The organism is Gemmatimonadota bacterium, from assembly GCA_026706345.1.
Taxonomy (GTDB): domain Bacteria; phylum JAAXHH01; class JAAXHH01; order JAAXHH01; family JAAXHH01; genus JAAXHH01.
In genome coordinates, this window is record JAPOYX010000022.1 from 1 (window position 1) to 2,481 (window position 2,481).

Annotated in this window: 1 protein-coding gene and 1 pseudogene; both read right to left on the minus strand. The window is 60.1% G+C overall.

The genetic code is table 11. The features are described 5' to 3' along the window. The coding region (gene glmS, locus OXG98_02435) for a glutamine--fructose-6-phosphate transaminase (isomerizing) (GenBank protein MCY3770867.1) at positions 1–1,814 on the minus strand (1,814 nt) is incomplete at its 3' end. Positions 1,815–1,951: 137 nt separating this feature from the next. Continuing rightward, positions 1,952–2,293: pseudogene (locus tag OXG98_02440) on the minus strand (four helix bundle protein). Positions 2,294–2,481: the final 188 nt, after the last annotated feature.

A 2,481-nucleotide genomic window follows, 5' to 3' on the forward strand; every position in this document is an offset into this window, starting at 1 on the left:
CTCTTGGCCAAGTTGCGCGGCTGGTCCACATCGGTCCCGCGATACACGGCCACATGATAGGCCAGGAGTTGGAGCGGAATACTGAGCAGAATCGGCATGACCAGGTGGTTGGTGGTCGGCACCGGGATGATCTCCCAGGCGATTTCTTCGAGCTCGGGCGAGGGAGTGTCGGTCAGGGCGATAATGCGCCCGCCGCGCGCCTCAACCTCTTTCATATTGCTCAGTGTTTTCTCGTATACCGGGTCTTTGGGCAGCAGGACGACAACCGGCATCTGCTCGTCGATCAGGGCAATCGGACCGTGCTTCATCTCCCCGGCCGGATAGCCCTCGGCGTGAATATAGGACAGTTCCTTGAGCTTGAGCGCGCCCTCAAGCGCAATCGGATAGTTGATGCCCCGCCCCAGATACAAGAAGTCACTGGCATGGCCATATTTCTTGGCGATCTTTCCAATCGCTTTGGTTTTCTCCAACGTCGCCTGGACCAGGGCGGGCAGGGTGACGATGTCTTCGATGAGTTTCCGGCCATGGTTGCGGTCGAGGACGCCGCGGCGTTGTCCGAGGTGCAGAGCCAGCAGATAGAGGGCGGTCAACTGCGTCGTAAACGCCTTGGTTGACGCCACGCTGATCTCGGGTCCGGCATGGGTATAGACCACCATGTCGGATTTGCGCGCAATGGACGAATCGACCACATTGCAGACGGCCAGCGTGCTGGCACCCTTGTTTTTACCCCCTTCGAGCGCGGCCAGCGTATCCGCGGTCTCGCCCGACTGAGAAACCGCCAGAACCAGGCTGTCCGCGTCGAGCGGCGTGGGGCGATAGCGGAATTCACTGCCGTAATCGACCTCGGTCGGCAGTCCGGCCAGTTCCTCCAAAAGGAATTTGCCAACCAGACAGGCGTGCCAGGCCGTGCCGCACGCAACCAGGGTCGCCCGCTTGACCGCATCGAGCGCGGGTAGCCGGTCCGCGAGCTCGCCCAGCGCAATCTCGCCGGATTCCTCCAGGATACGGCTGCGCATGGTATCGATAATGGCCTGGGGCTGTTCATGGATTTCCTTCAGCAAAAAATGCTTATAACCGCTCTTCTGGGCCGTAATCGGGTCCCAGGTAATATGGCGCGGCTCGCGCTCAACCGGCCGACCGGAGAAGTCCGAGATCGCGACGCCCCGACGACTCACCTCGGCCATCTCGCCGTCATCCAGGAAGAGCACCCGGCGGGTGTAATCGAGCAGGGCGGGAATATCGGAGGCCACAAAACTCTCCTCCTCCCCGAGTCCGATGACAATGGGCGTGGCGTTTTTGGCCGTCAGGAGTGTTTCCGGGTCCCGCTCGCTCAGGGCAACCAGGGCGAACGAACCGGAAAGATGCCGCAGGGCGGCCCGGGTCGCTTCACGGAACGAGTGTCCCTCTTGCAGGTATTGATCGATCAGGTGGGCAATGACCTCGGTATCCGTCTCAGAGCTGAACGTCCGCCCTTTGCCCATGAGTTCGTGGCGCAGTTCAAGATAGTTCTCGATAATGCCGTTGTGGATGACCACCACGTCGCCGGCGCGGTGCGGGTGGGCGTTCTCCTCGGACGGCGGCCCGTGGGTCGCCCAACGGGTGTGACCGATACCGACCGAACCGGGCAGGGGTTCGGCCTGTAAGAGTTGGTCAAGCTGGGCGAGCTTGCCGACCGCTCGCCGGATGGCAATACGGCCGTTCGTGAATGCGGCGATCCCCGCGGAGTCGTAGCCGCGGTACTCAAGCCGCTTGAGTCCCTGGAATAGGAGCGGGGCCGCCTCGCGGTGCCCAACATATCCCATAATGCCGCACATGGTTGAGTCCTTTGGGTTTGTTGGGCCAATGGAGGCCTTTGGGTCGGGGAGGCTGAGGTTATGCCCTGGTCTTTCGTCTCTGCGGAACCTTCGGGGCTTTCCGATTGCTTAGTAGTATTCCGAAGGAGGTAGGTGATGAGGCCGCTCGTTAACCGTGCTACGGACTCTGCTTGACCGTAAATCTTTTGAAAGCTGACCTTGTTCGTATAGTTCTGGTCAAGAGCAACGTAGAGGAGGCTCTGTACCTCGGCGCACGAGCCTTTACTGATAAAGAGAAACTGCGCAAATTCTCTATCGGTTCGACGCGAAAAGCCCTCAGCGATATTCGACATAACGGACACGGCCGCGGCGGTAATTTGGTCGCGGAAACGGTAGTCCCTCCCTGTGTCCTGCGCTTGCCCGGTCATATCGTAGACCTGAGACACCAAGACCCGCGCCGCCTTCCACGCCTCCAAGTCCTCAAACCGCTCTATTTTCATAACCGACCCAACGACTCAACGACTCAATGACTCAACCGACTCAATCGACCTTCTTGTTTCTTTCCTTGTCGCGTTTGGCTGCGGTCCAGCCTTCTCGTATTTCTTCCTGACGCCGGTTAAAGACCAGGGCGCCCGCGGGCACATCCTGCCGGACCGTGGTGGCGGTGGCAACATACGCGTCGTCGTGG